Source organism: Streptomyces sp. UF-297 (assembly GCF_058245575.1).
On sequence record NZ_JBSIBZ010000059.1, the window covers coordinates 23,395 to 36,959 of the forward strand.

Here is a 13,565-nt window from a genome sequence, read left to right on the forward strand (position 1 = left end):
GATGGTTCCAGATCGTCGTTGTTCGGCCCAGACCGAAACAGGACGAGACACGGCTCAGGCTTTCTGATGTACCGTCAGATCCATGTCACGGCAACGGACTTCAGTCGCGCGCAGGGTCGCCGTAGCGGGCATCTCCCTAGCCGACGGCGGACGTACGGATGACGGCGGACGTACGGATGACGGCGGACGTACGGGCGACGGCGGACGTACGGACGACGCCACCCCCTACGCCCTGCACGCCCGGGCCGCCCGCCGCGCCCTGGCCGACTCGGGCCTGGACCGCTCCCTGATCGACGGCTTCGCCTCCGCCGGGCTCGGCACCCTCGCCCCCATCGAGGTCGCCGAATACCTGGGCCTGCGCCCGACCTGGGTGGACTCCACCTCGGTCGGCGGCGCCACCTGGGAGGTCATGGCCGCGCACGCCGCCGAGGCGATCGCGGCCGGGCGCGCCAACGCCGTACTCCTGGCGTACGGTTCCACCGCCCGCTCCGACATCAAGGCCGGGCGCCGCACCGCCAACCTGTCCTTCGGCGCCCGCGGCCCGCTCCAGTTCGAGGTCCCCTACGGGCACACCCTGATCGCCAAGTACGCGATGGCCGCCCGCCGCCATATGCACCAATACGGCACCACCGTCGAGCAGTTGGCGGGCATAGCCGTCCAGGCGCGCGCCAACGCCGCCGACAACCCCGAGGCGATGCACCGCGCGCCGATCACCACCGACGACGTGCTGTCGGGCCCGATGATCGCCGATCCCTTCACCAAGCTGCACTGCTGCATCCGCTCCGACGGAGGCTGCGCCGTCCTCCTGGTCGCCGAGGACTACGTCCCCGATCTGGCCAAGCCCCCCGTCTGGGTGCTGGGCACCGGCACCGCCGTCTCGCACTCCGCCATGGACCAGTGGCCGGACTTCACCACCTCCCCCGCCGCCGTCTCCGGGCGCCTGGCCTTCGACCGCGCGGGAGTGCGCCCCGCCGACATCGACCTCGCCGAGATCTACGACGCCTTCACGTACATGACCCTGGTGACCCTGGAGGACCTGGGCTTCTGCGCCAAGGGCGAGGGCGGCCCGTTCACCGAGCAGGGCCGGCTGCTCAACTCCGGGGCGCTGCCCACCAATACCGACGGCGGCGGGCTGTCCGCCTGCCACCCCGGGATGCGCGGCCTCTTCCTCCTCGTCGAGGCCACCCGCCAGCTCCGCGGCGAGGCGCCTGCGCCCCGGCAGGTCCGCCGGGCCGACGGGCGGCTGCCCCAACTGGCCGTCGCCTCCGGCACGGGGGGCTGGTTCTGCTCCTCGGGGACGGTGATTCTGGGCGCCGCCTGAGTGCCCCGAAGAGGCGCGGGGAACTGCGCGACCAGCCACGACGTGCCCGCAGACGACACACCACCCCTCCAGCCCCTACGCGATCGCCCGCGCCCTACTCGATCGCCTGCAGCAGCGCACGCAGCGCACGGTCCAGCGTCTCCCGCTCCCCGGCCGTCAGGGAGGACAGCAGCCGGGTCTCGTTGGCCGCGTGGTCGGTCACCGCAGCGTCCACGACCTCGCGGCCGCGCTCGGTGAGCGCCACCTGGAAGCTGCGCCGGTCCCCCGGGTCCAGGGTGCGCTCCACCAGCCCTGCCGCCTCCAGGCGGTCCAGACGGTTGGTCATCCCGGCGCGGGAGAGCATCAGCGTCTTGGACAGCGCCGAGGGGATCAGGGTGTACGGGGGCCCGGAGCGGCGCAGGGCGGCCAGGACGTCGAACTCGCCGCGCCGCAGGCCGTGCCGGGCGAAGACCTCCTCGATGGCGGGCGCCAGCAGGAGGGTGAGCTGCCCCAGCCTGCCGAAGACCCCCATCGCCGAAACGTCCAGGTCGGGGCGCTCCGTGCGCCACTGGTCGAGGATCTCGTCCACCGTGTCGGGCTGCGCCGCCCCGCGCGTCTGCGCGCCTGCCGCCCCGCGCTTCTTCTGAGTCTCGGTCTCCTTGGTCACCTCACCATCGTAAGCGACCTCGTTCGACAGCAGATAGTTTGGCGCCTTACTATCTGACCATGAACTACCTTGGCCGCCGCGGGCGGACGGCCGGGGCGGCACACAGGAACGGGAGCGGCAGATGTCCTTGATCACCCCGGGTGACCGTGGAGCGGTGTTCGTCCGCGAGGCCGAGGCGGAGACCTTCGGCGACGCGAACAGCACGGTGCGGCTCTTCGCCGACGCCAGTACGACGGGCGGGGCGCTCAGCAGCCAGCGGGTGACGCTGCGCCAGGGGGCGAACGGCGCGACGCCGCACCACCACAACAGCTCCGCCGAGCTCTTCTTCGTCCTCGGCGGGCGGCTCCAGGCCCTCGCGGGGGACCGCGTGATCACCGCGGACGAGGGCGACTTCCTCGTCGTACCGCCGGGCATGCCGCACGCCTTCGCCGCCGAGCCGGGCTCGGACGCGGATGTGCTCGTGGTGATCACGCCGGGGGTGGAGCGGTTCGAGTACTTCCGGCTGCTGGACCGCGTGCGCAAGGGGACCGCGGATCCGCAGGAGATCCTGGACGCGCAGGAGCGGTTCGACAACCACTTTCTGGAGAGCCCCGTTTGGCAGCGGGTGCGCGCCGTCCACTGACCGTTTCGCTGGGCGGCGCGGTCATGCATCCGCGGGCCGGCAAGCAGGGCTGGTCGCGCCCACGCGGCGGAGCCGCATCTCGACACGGCCCCGCGCCCCTAAAGAAGAGCTGCTTACGCAGGCGGTACGGCGTACTCCGTGAAGCGGCCGCAGGGCTTGAAACCCAGGCGGCGGTAGACGGGTTCGCCCTCCTCGGAGGCCTGGAGGACCGCGATCCGTACGCCCTGGTCGCGGGCGGCGTGGAGGGCGGCGAGGGTCATGGCGCCGCCGTAGCCGCGGCGGCGGTGGGAGGCCAGGGTGCAGATGTTGTAGATGCCCGCGACGCCCGCGTGGAAGGTGATCTCGGCCGAGGCGACGGGCTGTCCCTGGTGGTGACCGACCAGGAAGCGGACCGGGCAGTCGGCGGCGAGCGCCGAGGGCGCGGCGTCGGCGTAGTAGCGCAGGACGGTGGCGGCGGGCGGGTCCCAGTTGGCGGCCAATACGGTGGCGCAGTCGGCCAGTTGGGACGGTGTGGTCACCGCTGCGATGTCCAGTGACACTCCGTCGGGGCGGGGCGGCAGGTCCGCCAGCTCGGCCCACATCGCCCTCTCGCTCTCGGTGGCCCGCAGTCCGGCGGCGGCCAGCCGCGCGCCGAGGTCGGCGGGCCGCGAAGCGGGGCCCACCCACCAGGAGAACGGCCGCCCGGTCGGCGCCAGTTCGCGGAGTGTGTCGGCGATACGGGCGTCCGCGGTGTCCGGGGAGAAGCGGGCGGTGGCGACGAGGTTGAAGGTGTCGTCGTCCAGACCGCTGTCGGCGACGAGCAGGTCCTCACCGTCCAGGACCCTGGCTCCCGGCAGGCTCCGATGGAGGTGGCTGGCGTGCTCGGCCAGATTGCGTTCCATCCTGGCCAGCAGCTCCCGCTCGCCGAGGGCGGGCGGCGGCTCGGCGGTGTTCCGGTCCTTCATGGTGGTCAGTGCACCACGAAGGACCGGGCCCCGGCATCCGGGATTTCCCCGACGGGGCCCGCCCGACCTGACGGGCCCCGACGGGACCAGCACGCCTCCACGGGACCGGCACGCCTCGGCAGGACCGGCACGCCTCACACCCGCGCCGGCGACTCGGCGCCCCAGGCCGGGAGGTAGCGCTCGAAGGTGACCTGCTTGACGCCGGGGTGGTTCATCAGCCGGTCCCCCTCGGGGTTCCCGCCGACGCCGGCCCCGCCCTGCTCGCCGAAGGCGTCGATGTGGGCCTGCTCGCTGGTCCATTCCGTGAAGTTCAGGACGCGGGTGCCGTCGTCGCTGAGGTGGAAGTGGGACTGGATCAGGCCGGGCAGCGGCTGCTGCGTGGACTCGTCCAGGGCCGGCGTGGCGTCCACCCACCCGCGCAGGCGCTCGGCGTCGGGCCCCTCGAACTCGACGGTGACGGCGACCACGGCTCCGGTGGGCGGGGCGCTCAGGTCGCGCGGGGTGCTGCGGTAGCGCTGGAAGCGGTTGATGCCCAGCCGCTCGATGCCGGGCACCGCGGCGTCGATCTCGTCGACCCGCACCTGGCGCTGGGTGTGCAGGAAGCGGTCGTAGGCGGCGCCGCTGGTCCAGTGGGAGCTGTGCAGCAGCGTGGTGCCGTCGGAGCCGATGAAGGTGTTGTACGAGAGCAGGTCGGCGTCGGGCCAGGGCTTGCTCTCCCAGGTCGAGGCGATGGCGTCGACGGATGCCCACTGGCGCTCGGAGGTGCCCAGCCGCCACTGGCTCAAGAGGGTGGTGCCGGCGTCGGGCTGGATGAGAGGCGTCGTGGCCATGGTGCACTCCTTGCTGCGCCGGGGCGGTGGCGCTGGGCCGCCACCCCGGACCGGTTTCGGCTTCGGATGCAATCCTGTGACCTCAACCAATATTGAGGTCAAACGGCTGCCGAATTCCGGTGTACGCACCTCGCGCACCCCAAGGCCGTACGCCTCACACCCGCACGGTCGACACCCCTCCCCCGTCATCCAGCCGCTTGATCCGCCGCTGCGCCGCGCAGGCCGCCCCCAGGTAGCGCTCGTCCGGGCGCAGCGCGTACTCCCGCAGGCAGGCCTCGGTGAGCTTGATGACGTGCTCGTCGCCGTGTTCGGCGGCCCGTGCGCCCAGTTCGGACGCCGACGGCAGGTCGGGGACCTCCGCGCGCCAGGCGTCCGTCCCCTCCTCGCGCCGGTCGGTGGTGAAGGCCATCAGGAAGGCGGTCTGCATCTGCCAGAGCGCGGCCACGCTCGGCCCGTGCAGCCGTACGGGCAGGTGCGGCAGGACGATGCGCACGGCGGCGGGGGCGGTGATGCCGTGGATCAGCGGGACCGGGTAGACCTCGGGGTGCCCGAGGTAGACGTCGGCGAACTGGGCCGTCATCTCGCTGATCAGCCGGGGCGCCTGGTCGAAGGAGAGCTGGTCCAGCGCCTCGGTGTAGCCGGGCGTGCGGTCGAGGTTCTTCAGGCGGCCGAGGACGACGCCGGGGCCCATCGGCCCGTCCAGGGGCGGGCGGGGCAGCGCGGCGACGGCGGCGGACAGTTCGTGGGAGCCGCGCAGGCTCGGGCGGCCGGGGAGTTCGGTGTAGCGGGCCGCCCAGTACGCCAATCCGCGTGCCAGTTCTGCCAGTTGGAGCGGTGTGGGCCGCTCGCTCGCGTACAGGCCGCGGACGGCGTGCGCGGTACGGATGACGCCGTGCGTGAGCCCCGCGAACAGCCCCGGCAGCAGCCGCGGCCACCAGCGCACCAGCACCTCGCGCCAGTGCGCCTCGGCCAGTTCGCGCCCGAAGAGCCGCTCCCAGTCCCCGGCCCTCTCGAACGCGCCCAGCGCCGCCCGCCAGGAGGTCTCGTCGGCCGGGTCGATGGCGAAGCGGGCGGCGGGCGGCTCGTGGTGCTCCATGGCCTTGCGGTAGCGCACCACCCACCGGGCGACCTCGTCCTCCTGCCCCAGCAGGGCGAGCGCCTCGGCGCCCATGGGCCCGTGGTTGGCCAGGTCGACACCCACCCCGCGCTCGTATCCCAGATCGTCCAGACGCTCCAGGGCGTCGTTGACCGCATCGCTGTAGGTGACCGAGGGCATGGGACCAGCACCTTTCGGGAAGACGGATAGATTCGGAAAGCCAAATAGTTTGAATTTCCGAACAGTCTAGACTCGCAGTATGCCCCACACGAGCAAGGACGCAAAGGCCGCGGTGAAGTCCGCGGGAAAGGCCTGCGCGACACCCCGCGTCCCGACCCCCGCGGAGATCGAAGTCATCGGCCTGGTACCGCTGTTGGCCCCCTACTTCCGCCCGGGTTCGGTGGCGGAGGTGATGCCCGAGCCGCTGCTCGGCGCGATGGAGTCCAACGGCCTCACCGCGCGCCACGGCGCCGTACTCCCGCAGTTGCTGGCCGCACAGCCGCTCACCGTCAGCGAGCTGGCCCGCCGCCTCCGGGTCTCCGTCCCCACCGCCAGCGAGCTGGTCGGCGGCCTGAGCCGGGCCGGGATCGTGCGCCGCGAGGAGGACCCGGCCAACCGGCGCCGCATCCTGGTCACGCTCGCCGAGGACTACCGCCCCGCCTTCGAGACCTTCATCGCCGCCCGCTCCGAGCCCCTGCTGCGCGCCCTGGACGGCCTCGCCCCGCGCGACCGCGACGGCTTCATGGCGGGACTGGCGGCCTGGGCGCGCGAGGTGCAGGGCGGCTGAGGCGGCGCCGTACGGGGCGGGTACGCGGGCGGGACGAGGGCGGGTACGCGGGCGGGACGGGCACGCGCCCAAATACCGGCGCCGACACCGGCCCGTACACGCACACCCCCGTGGCCCGCGTCACCTCCCCCCTCCCCGGGGAACGCGAATCGCCCGATACCCGTCTTCCCCCTCATCAGAGCTCATCAGGGCTCATCAAGGGCGAACGGCGGAGGCGGCAAGGTGGCGAGGATGGGCATCCGCGGCCGGATCGCGCTGGCGATCTCGGCCGTGGCGGCGGTCGCCGTCGTCGTCTTCGGGCTCCTGGTGCAGTTCGCCCCCGGCGTCGGACTCACCCAGCAGGACCGTGCCCGTACGCACCAGTCCTCGCTCCTGGACTCGGCCCGCGCCCTCTACCAGCGCAGCGGCGCGCTGACCTCGGGCGCGCACCTCGACGACGAAGCGCTGCCCGAGCCGCTGGAGCAGGTCGCCAGGACGGGCCGCAGCGCCACCTACATCACCGACGGCAGCGCCCCGCGGATCTGGGCGGCGGCCCCGGTCGACGGCAAGGTCCTGTCGATCTCGGCGGACTTCACCCGGCCCGGCCCCTGGCACGCCGCCCTGGACCGGGCCGTGCTCCCGGCCTGCGCGCTGACGGCCCTGCTGATGGCGGTGGCGGCGTTCGGCGCCGCGCAGGGCCTGACGCAGCGGCTGCGGCTGGGCGCGGTCGCGGCCCGCCGGATCATCCCCGGCGAGCCGCCGCCCGAGCCGCGCCCGGTGGCGGCCGCGGGCCAGGACGAGATCGCCGAACTGAACCGCTCGGTGCACAATCTGGCCACGCTCCTGGCCTTCCGTACGGCGGCGGACCGCGAGCTGACCGCGGGCATGGCGCACGAGCTGCGCACGCCCGTCACCGGCCTGGTCGCGGCGGCCGAACTGCTGCCGCACCCGCGCGCGGTGGAGATGGTCCAGGAACGCGCCCGGCGGATGCGGCAGCTGGTCGAGGACCTGACGGAGATCGCCCGCCTGGACACCGGTACGGAGCAGGCGCAGCCGGAGCCGGTGGACCTCGCGCCCTGGGTACGCAGCATTGTGGCGCGGGTGAGCCAGCAGCACGGCTGGGGCGCCGAAGGGGACGCGGTGACGGTGGCCGTGACCGGCCCGAGCCCGGCCGTGCACACCGACACCCACCGCCTGGAGCGCATCCTCGGCATCGTCCTGGACAACGCGGCCCGGCACGGCGCGCCCCCGATCGAGGTCACCGTGGCGGGCACCCGTATCTCCGTACGCGACCACGGCCCCGGCTTCCCCGAGGAGTGGCTGGCGCGGGGCCCGCGCCGCTTCCGTACCGGCGCCGCCGACCGCAGCGCGGGCCAGGGCCTGGGCCTGGCGATCGCGGTCGGCCATGCGCAGGTGCTCGGCGCGCGGCTGTCCTTCGCCGCCGCGCCGGACGGCGGCGCCGAGACCGTCCTCGAACTCCCCGCCCGCTGACGCCGCCCACGGAGACGGCGGCTGGACCCCCCGGCCCAGGGTGGGGTTTTCCCCACCTCAGCCTGGGTGTTCAGGCCCAGTGATCTCCCCGCGCGCCCGCAGCAGACTTCTGGGTGTCAGCCACCAGGCGACCAGCCGTCGGACGACCAGCCGTCAGGCGACCACCAGCCATCAGGCGACCAGCCATCAGGCGACCAGCCGTCAGGCACAGGACATCAGGCACCGGACATCCGGACGCGAGCGCACAGCGAAGGCGGGACGAGCAGCCATGACCCAGCAGGCACCGGCACAGCACCACGTAGAGCTCCAGGCACAGACTCCGTACGGCACGCGGGACGCGAACACGGCAGGCGCCGACAGGGCAGGCGCGCACCAGCCAGGGCCGGACAGGGCAGGCGCGGACACCGGCCGACGCACCTTCCTGGACGGCCCCTTCGCCCCCGTCACCCAGGAGGTCACCGAGTTCGACCTCGCCGTCACCGGCCGCATCCCCGCCGAGCTCGACGGCCGCTATCTGCGCAACGGCCCCAACGCGCTGGGCCTGGAGGACCCCAGGGCGCACCACTGGATGCTCGGCGAGGGCATGGTGCACGGCATCCGTCTGCGCGACGGCCGCGCCGAGTGGTACCGCAACCGCTGGGTCCGCTCGTCCTCGGTGGCCCGTCAGCTCGGCGAGCCGTACGGCGGCCCCGTACCCGACAACGACTTCGCGCCCAACACTCATGTGATCGGGTACAAGGGCCGGATCATGGCTCTCCAGGAGGCCGGTCCGCTGCCGTACGAGCTGGACGGCGACCTGAACACCATCGGCCCCTACGACTTCGGCGGCTCGCTGCACGGCTCGTTCATGTCGCACACCAAGTACGACGCGCAGGCCGACGAGCTGCACGCGGTCACCTACTTCCCCACCTGGGACCACGTCCGCCACCTCGTCGTGGACCGGACCGGCCGGGTCGTCCGCACGACGCGCATCCCGGTCTCCGACAGCCCGATGCTGCACGACTTCGCGCTCACCGAGAAGTACGTGGTCCTCTTCGACATACCGATCACCTTCGACCCGCAGGCCGCCGGCGACGGCACCCAGGTGCCCTACCGCTGGAACGAGCAGCACCCGGCGCGGGTCGGTGTGATGCCGCGCAACGGCGGCGCGGTCCGCTGGTTCGCGATGGACCCCGTCTACTACTCGCACACCCTCAACGCCTACGACGAGGGCGACCGCGTCATCGTGGACCTCACCACCTTCCCCGCGCCCTTCCTGGTCAACGGGCGCGGCGCGTACGGCCCCAGCTCCAACGGCGCGCCCTCGCTGGAGCGTTGGACCATCGACCTGGCGGCGGGCCGGGTGCACACCCGCCGTCACGACGACCGCCCGCAGGAGTTCCCGCGCCTGAACGAGTCGCTGGTCTCCCGCCCGTACCGCTACGGCTATTCGGTGTCCACCGCCGAGCTGTACGAGGCGTACGAGGCCACCGACGGCGTCCCGACAGGCCAGGTGTTCACCAACGCCCTCATCAAGCACGACCTGCTGCGCGGCAGTTCACAGGTGCGCGAGCTGCCGCGGGGCGCCACGGCGGGCGAGCCGGTGTTCGTCCCGGCGAGCGGCCACGACTACGGCCACGGGGCCGACGCGGCGGCGGCCGAGGACGACGGGTACGTCCTGGCGTACGTGCACAACCCCGACCGGGGCGCGGCGGACCTGCTGATCCTCTCCGCCCAGGACTTCACCGGCGAGCCGGTGGGCACCGTCCACCTGCCCGGCCGCGTCCCCTTCGGACTGCACGGCAGCTGGGTGGCCGACGAGGCACGGTAGGCGGCGCCTCTTCAGGCCAATTGCTCCGACAGCGTCACCGTCGAGCGACAACCCTCGACACGAACTCGGCCCAGGCCTCGGGATGTACGCGGAGGCTTGGGCCGGGTGGGTTCTTGGAGTCGCGTATGTGTATCGCGGTGGGGGTCATGGCGACTTCGACGCAGTTGGTGTCCGGAGATTGTTCGCCGCTGTAGCTGCTCTTGGCCCACGCGAGTTCTATGGTCATAGCTCACCTGCCAGTCTTTCGATCAATTCCACAGACTCGTACGGGGAGAGAGCCTGTGCCCGAATTGCGCCGTATCGCTGAACGTACTGGTTGGCTTCGTCCGGCCTTGTGAGCAACTTACCCCTGCCTTGTGTGTCCAAGTACACGCTGGTCCGCCCGTCAGGGGAGAACAGCAGGTGCAATGAACCGCCAACTCCTGCGTGCGACTTCACGTACGTTGGCATCACCTGCAACGTGACGTTGTTGAAACCGCGAACACACTCCAAGACGTGGAGCAGCGCACCCTTGAGCACCGCCTCGCCGCCCAGCGGCCGCCTAAGGGTCGCTTCCTCCATAACGAAGCTCACGGTCGGCGCCGGAGTGCGAGAGAGAACGGGATGCCTCTCCAGCCGCATCTTCAACAGTCGCTCGACCTCGTCCTCGCTGTAGGCAGGCACGGCGCTGCGGAACAACTCTCGCATGTAATCGGCAGACTGCAGCAGCCCGGGAAACACATCGCCGACATACCCGCCGAGACTCAGCGCTTCGGCTTCCAGCCGCCTCCACTCCAGGAAGTGCGCGCGCGACGGCTCAGCCTCCATCAAGTCGACGCAGGACGCCAAGGCCCCTTCGGCGTCCGTCAATTGATCGGCATCGATGAGGAAGCCCGCGCTCGGGATGCGCTCAGCCCTCTCGTACGCCCCCTCCAGGGACTCCGACACATGCACCTGCTTGGCCAGCTGCTGCTGCGTCAGGCCCGCCCGCTGACGGAAGAGCCTGATCAGTAGCCCGACGTGCTGCCGCACCGCCGACGGCTCCTCGGCCTCGTCCATGACGACCACCACCCTCCCCACAGAACGACTGTGGTCCGCGTACTACTGGTCACGCTAAGCAATCAGCGGCAGCGTTGCGGGCATGACGACGGAAATTCCCCCCACCGAGCCCCGCCTCCTCCCCTGGTCCAGCGTGGACGGCAAGCCCTGTTACGTGATCGGCGAGCGCGGGCGGTACGTGACGAACCTCGCCGACCACACCGAGCGCCTCCAACTGTGGCTGGGAACGCAGGTGTTGGAGAGTTCGCGGACCACCCTCCGAGGGAGCGACGTACCGGATGCGACCGAACTCCTCTTCCTGGCGCACCGGTTGGCCGAATCGCTTGACGACGTACTTCGAGTTGCCGACAGTCGCGGGCGGCGACTCGCCGCTCAGTGAATAACTCTTTCACCAGAGGTATTCAGCTCGGTGTACGGCCGAAAGCGGGTGTTTCCCAAACGTTCCACTGCGCCTACGGTGTGGCACGTTCGACAAGTCGCCCGTCTCCGTCTCTTGGAGGACTGATGGAACCGGTAATTACTCCCGGCCTGTACGTCATCAAGAACGTCGAGTACGAAGACCGCGTCTTCGACGTGAGTGGCTCCGACAAGCGGCCCAACACGCCCGTCATCGGCTACCACTACCACAAGGGCGAGAACCAGCAGTGGCAGCTGGAGCCGGTGAACAACTACAACGAGTTCATCATCAAGAGCAAGCTCGGTGATCTGTACCTGAACATGGGGCTCACAAAGCAGTACCCGCCCTCGATCGCCGTCCAGCCGCACTATGTCGTGTGGTCGATCGAGCCCGCCGGCAACGGCGTGTACCGGATTCACTTCCCGTATCAGGACGGGGTCATCGACCTGTCCAGCGGGCAGGAAAGGACGCAGCTCACCCTCCCCACGTGGCATGGCGAGCGCCACCAGCAGTGGATCTTCGAGCAGGTCTGACAGATATCGTTCGACCGGCCGCTCACAGCGGCCGGTCGACACGCATTTCCGGCGGCCGGAGAATTGTCCGGCGCAATGGCCGTCTCCGGTAGCGCACCGACCGGGCCTGGGGTCTCCTGGAGAAATGGACGACCACCCCGTGGTGCTCTTCACCAATCAGCTCGCCGCGCGCAGCGACCTCGACCACGCCGCGGCGGGCGAATTCGTATCCGAGGTCTTCCGCGCCGGGGTCGCCCAGGGCGAGCGCCAGATGGCCATGACGCTCGCGGGCAAAGACCTGCGCATCCACCAGCTGGAGCAGCAGCTGGCCCGCCTCTCGGGTGGCGGGGGCGGCTCCTGACCCCCGAAAACTGGGGATTGCCCTTTCGCTGATCCTGGATGACTCTCTTGGAGAATCAGCGATCCAAGGGGGACCCATGCGCAAGCTCGTGTACTACATCGCCTCGTCCGTCGACGGTTTCATCGCCGGGCCGCAGGGCGAGATCCAGGACTACCACCTCGACGCGTCGATGGCCGGGTATCTGACCGCCCACTACCCGGAGACCCTTCCGACGCACCTCCACAAGCACCTGGGCGTCGAGGGCGTGGCCCCCCGCCGTTTCGACACCATCGTCATGGGCCGGGCCACTTACGACCCGGCGCTCAAGGAGAACATCACCAGCCCGTACTCCCATCTGCGGCAGTACGTCGTCTCGCGCAGCCTCACCGAGAGCCCCGACCCGGCGGTGACCATCGTCCACGACGACCCGCTGGCCACGGTCCGCGAGCTGAAGGCCGAGGAGGGGGACAAGGACATCTACCTGGCGGGCGGCGGGCAGTTGGCCGGTGCGGTGATGTCCGAGATCGACGAGTTCATCGTCAAGCTCTACCCGGTGGCGCTGGGCTCCGGCATCCCGCTGCTGGGCGGCGCGTACGCGCCCACGCAGCTCAGGCTGACCGAGTCGCACGCCCTGGAGGGCGGCCTCGTCCTGACGTACGTCAAGAAGTAGCGGCAGCGTCCCGACCGGGCGCCCGGAACCCTTCCGGGCGCCCTTTCGCGCGTCCGGCGGCTCCTTATCCGTCCAGCAGCGCGCGCAGGATCCGCTCGGCGTGGGTCCACAGGAGATTGCCGCCCGCTTCGGCCACCAAGTGACGGCGGGCGGTGGGAATACGGGCGGCGAGCCGCTCCCCGTGGTCCGGGGAGTGCGTCGGATTGGTGTCCTGCGCGCCGTACCAGAGGTCGACCGGGGCGGTGATCCGGCCGAGATCGAAGGGCCAGCGGGACATGGCCAGCAGGGTGTCGCGGGCGTAGCCGTCGGGGCCCTGGGCGAAGGCCTCGGCCATCGCCTGCCGGAACGCCTCGGTGAACAGGGGCTGTTGGAGCACGGCGAGGTCGATCTCGCCACTGCCGTGGGCGATCATCTCGTACAGCGCCTCGGGGCTGCCGAAGCCCGCGAAGGAGCGCTCGGCGGCGGCCGGGTCGGCCGCCGCCCGACCGGTGAGGAAGCGGACCTCCTCGGGGAGCAGCGCGTCGAAGGCGGGCAGCGCGATCTCGTCCGTGCCCGAGACGACCGCGAGGCGGGCGACGATGCCGTCGGCGGCCAGGGCCAGCGCGAACGGGCCACCCTGGGAGAAGCCGACGGCCCGCAGCGCGCCGCCGTCCAGCTCGCGCAGCGCGGCGAAGTGACGGATGTCCTGCGCCCAGTCGGTGAGGGTGCGGCCCGGCGCCGGGTCGGAGGCGCCCAGGCCGGGGCGGTCCACGGAGATCAGCCGTACGCCCAGGGCCTCCAGCGCGTCCAGGCCGAAGCCGAGGCGGCGGCTGGTGGCCGCGCCGGGGCACAGCAGTACGGGGGCGCCGGATGCCGGGCCCCACTCCGACCAGGCCAGCCGGCGCCCGCCGGGGAGGCGGGTGGTCCCCAGGCGGGCGGGTGCCTCGACATTCACAACGGCGGTCTGCGCGGCGCGCGGCATTGATGACATGCGCTCAAGGATGGGCGGCCGACGCCCTGCGCGCACCACGTTTTCCCAGGCCGTGCGCGGTTCATCGACCATCCATACGCTTGTCATAGACAGATGTTCAAGACGCTCGTAT

The 13,565-nt window shown here is 71.3% G+C and carries 16 protein-coding genes; 9 read left to right on the forward strand and 7 right to left on the reverse strand.

From position 1 onward, the window contains the following. The first annotated feature begins 82 nt into the window (after positions 1–82). Positions 83–1,321, forward strand: a complete 1,239-nt coding sequence (locus AC4IJH_RS28240; RefSeq protein WP_490854709.1) for a thiolase C-terminal domain-containing protein — start codon at positions 83–85, stop codon at positions 1,319–1,321. A gap of 94 nt (positions 1,322–1,415) precedes the next feature. On the opposite strand, the gene AC4IJH_RS28245 is transcribed toward AC4IJH_RS28240, so the two are convergent. Continuing rightward, the gene (locus tag AC4IJH_RS28245; protein WP_490854710.1) at positions 1,416–1,967 is read right to left on the reverse strand and encodes a MarR family winged helix-turn-helix transcriptional regulator; all 552 of its coding nucleotides are present in this window, start codon (positions 1,965–1,967) and stop codon (positions 1,416–1,418) included. Positions 1,968–2,088: 121 nt separating this feature from the next. Between AC4IJH_RS28245 and AC4IJH_RS28250 the strand changes: the two genes are divergently transcribed. Beyond that, positions 2,089–2,589 (forward strand): cupin domain-containing protein, encoded by a 501-nt coding sequence (locus AC4IJH_RS28250; protein WP_490854711.1) that lies wholly within the window; start codon positions 2,089–2,091, stop codon positions 2,587–2,589. Between the two features lie 113 nt (positions 2,590–2,702). On the opposite strand, the gene AC4IJH_RS28255 is transcribed toward AC4IJH_RS28250, so the two are convergent. From AC4IJH_RS28255 to AC4IJH_RS28265, 3 genes are all read right to left on the reverse strand, one after another. Then, positions 2,703–3,470 carry a GNAT family N-acetyltransferase gene (locus AC4IJH_RS28255; RefSeq protein WP_490854746.1) on the reverse strand — a complete coding sequence of 256 codons (768 nt, stop codon included), beginning with the start codon at positions 3,468–3,470 and terminating at the stop codon, positions 2,703–2,705. A gap of 197 nt (positions 3,471–3,667) precedes the next feature. Beyond that, positions 3,668–4,363, reverse strand: a complete 696-nt coding sequence (locus AC4IJH_RS28260; protein ID WP_490854712.1) for an antibiotic biosynthesis monooxygenase — start codon at positions 4,361–4,363, stop codon at positions 3,668–3,670. Between the two features lie 154 nt (positions 4,364–4,517). Then, positions 4,518–5,639, reverse strand: a complete 1,122-nt coding sequence (locus AC4IJH_RS28265; protein ID WP_490854713.1) for a questin oxidase family protein — start codon at positions 5,637–5,639, stop codon at positions 4,518–4,520. Positions 5,640–5,718: 79 nt separating this feature from the next. Between AC4IJH_RS28265 and AC4IJH_RS28270 the strand changes: the two genes are divergently transcribed. The 3 genes from AC4IJH_RS28270 (at position 5,719) to AC4IJH_RS28280 (ending at position 9,526) form a co-directional block, all read left to right on the forward strand. Beyond that, positions 5,719–6,246 carry a MarR family winged helix-turn-helix transcriptional regulator gene (locus tag AC4IJH_RS28270; protein WP_490854714.1) on the forward strand — a complete coding sequence of 176 codons (528 nt, stop codon included), beginning with the start codon at positions 5,719–5,721 and terminating at the stop codon, positions 6,244–6,246. 231 nt (positions 6,247–6,477) lie between these two features. Further along, positions 6,478–7,716, forward strand: a complete 1,239-nt coding sequence (locus AC4IJH_RS28275; RefSeq protein WP_490854715.1) for a sensor histidine kinase — start codon at positions 6,478–6,480, stop codon at positions 7,714–7,716. Positions 7,717–7,984: 268 nt separating this feature from the next. Beyond that, positions 7,985–9,526 carry a carotenoid oxygenase family protein gene (locus tag AC4IJH_RS28280; RefSeq protein ID WP_490854716.1) on the forward strand — a complete coding sequence of 514 codons (1,542 nt, stop codon included), beginning with the start codon at positions 7,985–7,987 and terminating at the stop codon, positions 9,524–9,526. Positions 9,527–9,560: 34 nt separating this feature from the next. Here the strand turns inward: AC4IJH_RS28280 and AC4IJH_RS28285 are convergent, their stop codons facing one another. Together AC4IJH_RS28285 and AC4IJH_RS28290 are read right to left on the reverse strand one after the other, a co-directional pair. Further along, positions 9,561–9,752 (reverse strand): DUF397 domain-containing protein, encoded by a 192-nt coding sequence (locus AC4IJH_RS28285; RefSeq protein WP_490854717.1) that lies wholly within the window; start codon positions 9,750–9,752, stop codon positions 9,561–9,563. Further along, positions 9,749–10,564, reverse strand: a complete 816-nt coding sequence (locus tag AC4IJH_RS28290) for a helix-turn-helix domain-containing protein (protein WP_490854718.1) — start codon at positions 10,562–10,564, stop codon at positions 9,749–9,751. Before AC4IJH_RS28290 ends, AC4IJH_RS28285 begins: the two co-directional genes overlap by 4 nt. Before the next feature lie 82 nt (positions 10,565–10,646). Between AC4IJH_RS28290 and AC4IJH_RS28295 the strand changes: the two genes are divergently transcribed. From AC4IJH_RS28295 to AC4IJH_RS28310, 4 genes are all read left to right on the forward strand, one after another. Continuing rightward, positions 10,647–10,943 carry a hypothetical protein gene (locus AC4IJH_RS28295; protein ID WP_490854719.1) on the forward strand — a complete coding sequence of 99 codons (297 nt, stop codon included), beginning with the start codon at positions 10,647–10,649 and terminating at the stop codon, positions 10,941–10,943. A gap of 125 nt (positions 10,944–11,068) precedes the next feature. Beyond that, positions 11,069–11,494 carry an RICIN domain-containing protein gene (locus AC4IJH_RS28300; protein WP_490854720.1) on the forward strand — a complete coding sequence of 142 codons (426 nt, stop codon included), beginning with the start codon at positions 11,069–11,071 and terminating at the stop codon, positions 11,492–11,494. A 124-nt stretch (positions 11,495–11,618) separates the two neighbouring features. Then, on the forward strand, positions 11,619–11,834 hold the full coding sequence (locus tag AC4IJH_RS28305) for a hypothetical protein (protein ID WP_490854721.1): 216 nt from the start codon (positions 11,619–11,621) through the stop codon (positions 11,832–11,834). A 76-nt stretch (positions 11,835–11,910) separates the two neighbouring features. Beyond that, the gene (locus tag AC4IJH_RS28310; protein WP_490854722.1) at positions 11,911–12,483 is read left to right on the forward strand and encodes a dihydrofolate reductase family protein; all 573 of its coding nucleotides are present in this window, start codon (positions 11,911–11,913) and stop codon (positions 12,481–12,483) included. A 64-nt stretch (positions 12,484–12,547) separates the two neighbouring features. Here the strand turns inward: AC4IJH_RS28310 and AC4IJH_RS28315 are convergent, their stop codons facing one another. Beyond that, the gene (locus AC4IJH_RS28315; RefSeq protein WP_490854723.1) at positions 12,548–13,453 is read right to left on the reverse strand and encodes an alpha/beta fold hydrolase; all 906 of its coding nucleotides are present in this window, start codon (positions 13,451–13,453) and stop codon (positions 12,548–12,550) included. Positions 13,454–13,565 lie beyond the last annotated feature (112 nt).

Excerpts from the sequence above, each read along its gene's own strand:
- AC4IJH_RS28255 (WP_490854746.1), bottom strand. The coding sequence starts at position 3,470 with ATGGAACGCAATCTGGCCGAGCACGCCAGCCACCTCCATCGGAGCCTG.
- AC4IJH_RS28285 (WP_490854717.1), bottom strand. The coding sequence starts at position 9,752 with ATGACCATAGAACTCGCGTGGGCCAAGAGCAGCTACAGCGGCGAACAA.
- AC4IJH_RS28315 (WP_490854723.1), bottom strand. The coding sequence starts at position 13,453 with ATGTCATCAATGCCGCGCGCCGCGCAGACCGCCGTTGTGAATGTCGAG.
- AC4IJH_RS28265 (WP_490854713.1), bottom strand. The coding sequence starts at position 5,639 with ATGCCCTCGGTCACCTACAGCGATGCGGTCAACGACGCCCTGGAGCGT.
- AC4IJH_RS28310 (WP_490854722.1), top strand. The coding sequence starts at position 11,911 with ATGCGCAAGCTCGTGTACTACATCGCCTCGTCCGTCGACGGTTTCATC.
- AC4IJH_RS28280 (WP_490854716.1), top strand. The coding sequence starts at position 7,985 with ATGACCCAGCAGGCACCGGCACAGCACCACGTAGAGCTCCAGGCACAG.
- AC4IJH_RS28295 (WP_490854719.1), top strand. The coding sequence starts at position 10,647 with ATGACGACGGAAATTCCCCCCACCGAGCCCCGCCTCCTCCCCTGGTCC.
- AC4IJH_RS28290 (WP_490854718.1), bottom strand. The coding sequence starts at position 10,564 with ATGGACGAGGCCGAGGAGCCGTCGGCGGTGCGGCAGCACGTCGGGCTA.
- AC4IJH_RS28240 (WP_490854709.1), top strand. The coding sequence starts at position 83 with ATGTCACGGCAACGGACTTCAGTCGCGCGCAGGGTCGCCGTAGCGGGC.
- AC4IJH_RS28250 (WP_490854711.1), top strand. The coding sequence starts at position 2,089 with ATGTCCTTGATCACCCCGGGTGACCGTGGAGCGGTGTTCGTCCGCGAG.
- AC4IJH_RS28270 (WP_490854714.1), top strand. The coding sequence starts at position 5,719 with ATGCCCCACACGAGCAAGGACGCAAAGGCCGCGGTGAAGTCCGCGGGA.
- AC4IJH_RS28260 (WP_490854712.1), bottom strand. The coding sequence starts at position 4,363 with ATGGCCACGACGCCTCTCATCCAGCCCGACGCCGGCACCACCCTCTTG.
- AC4IJH_RS28275 (WP_490854715.1), top strand. The coding sequence starts at position 6,478 with ATGGGCATCCGCGGCCGGATCGCGCTGGCGATCTCGGCCGTGGCGGCG.
- AC4IJH_RS28305 (WP_490854721.1), top strand. The coding sequence starts at position 11,619 with ATGGACGACCACCCCGTGGTGCTCTTCACCAATCAGCTCGCCGCGCGC.
- AC4IJH_RS28300 (WP_490854720.1), top strand. The coding sequence starts at position 11,069 with ATGGAACCGGTAATTACTCCCGGCCTGTACGTCATCAAGAACGTCGAG.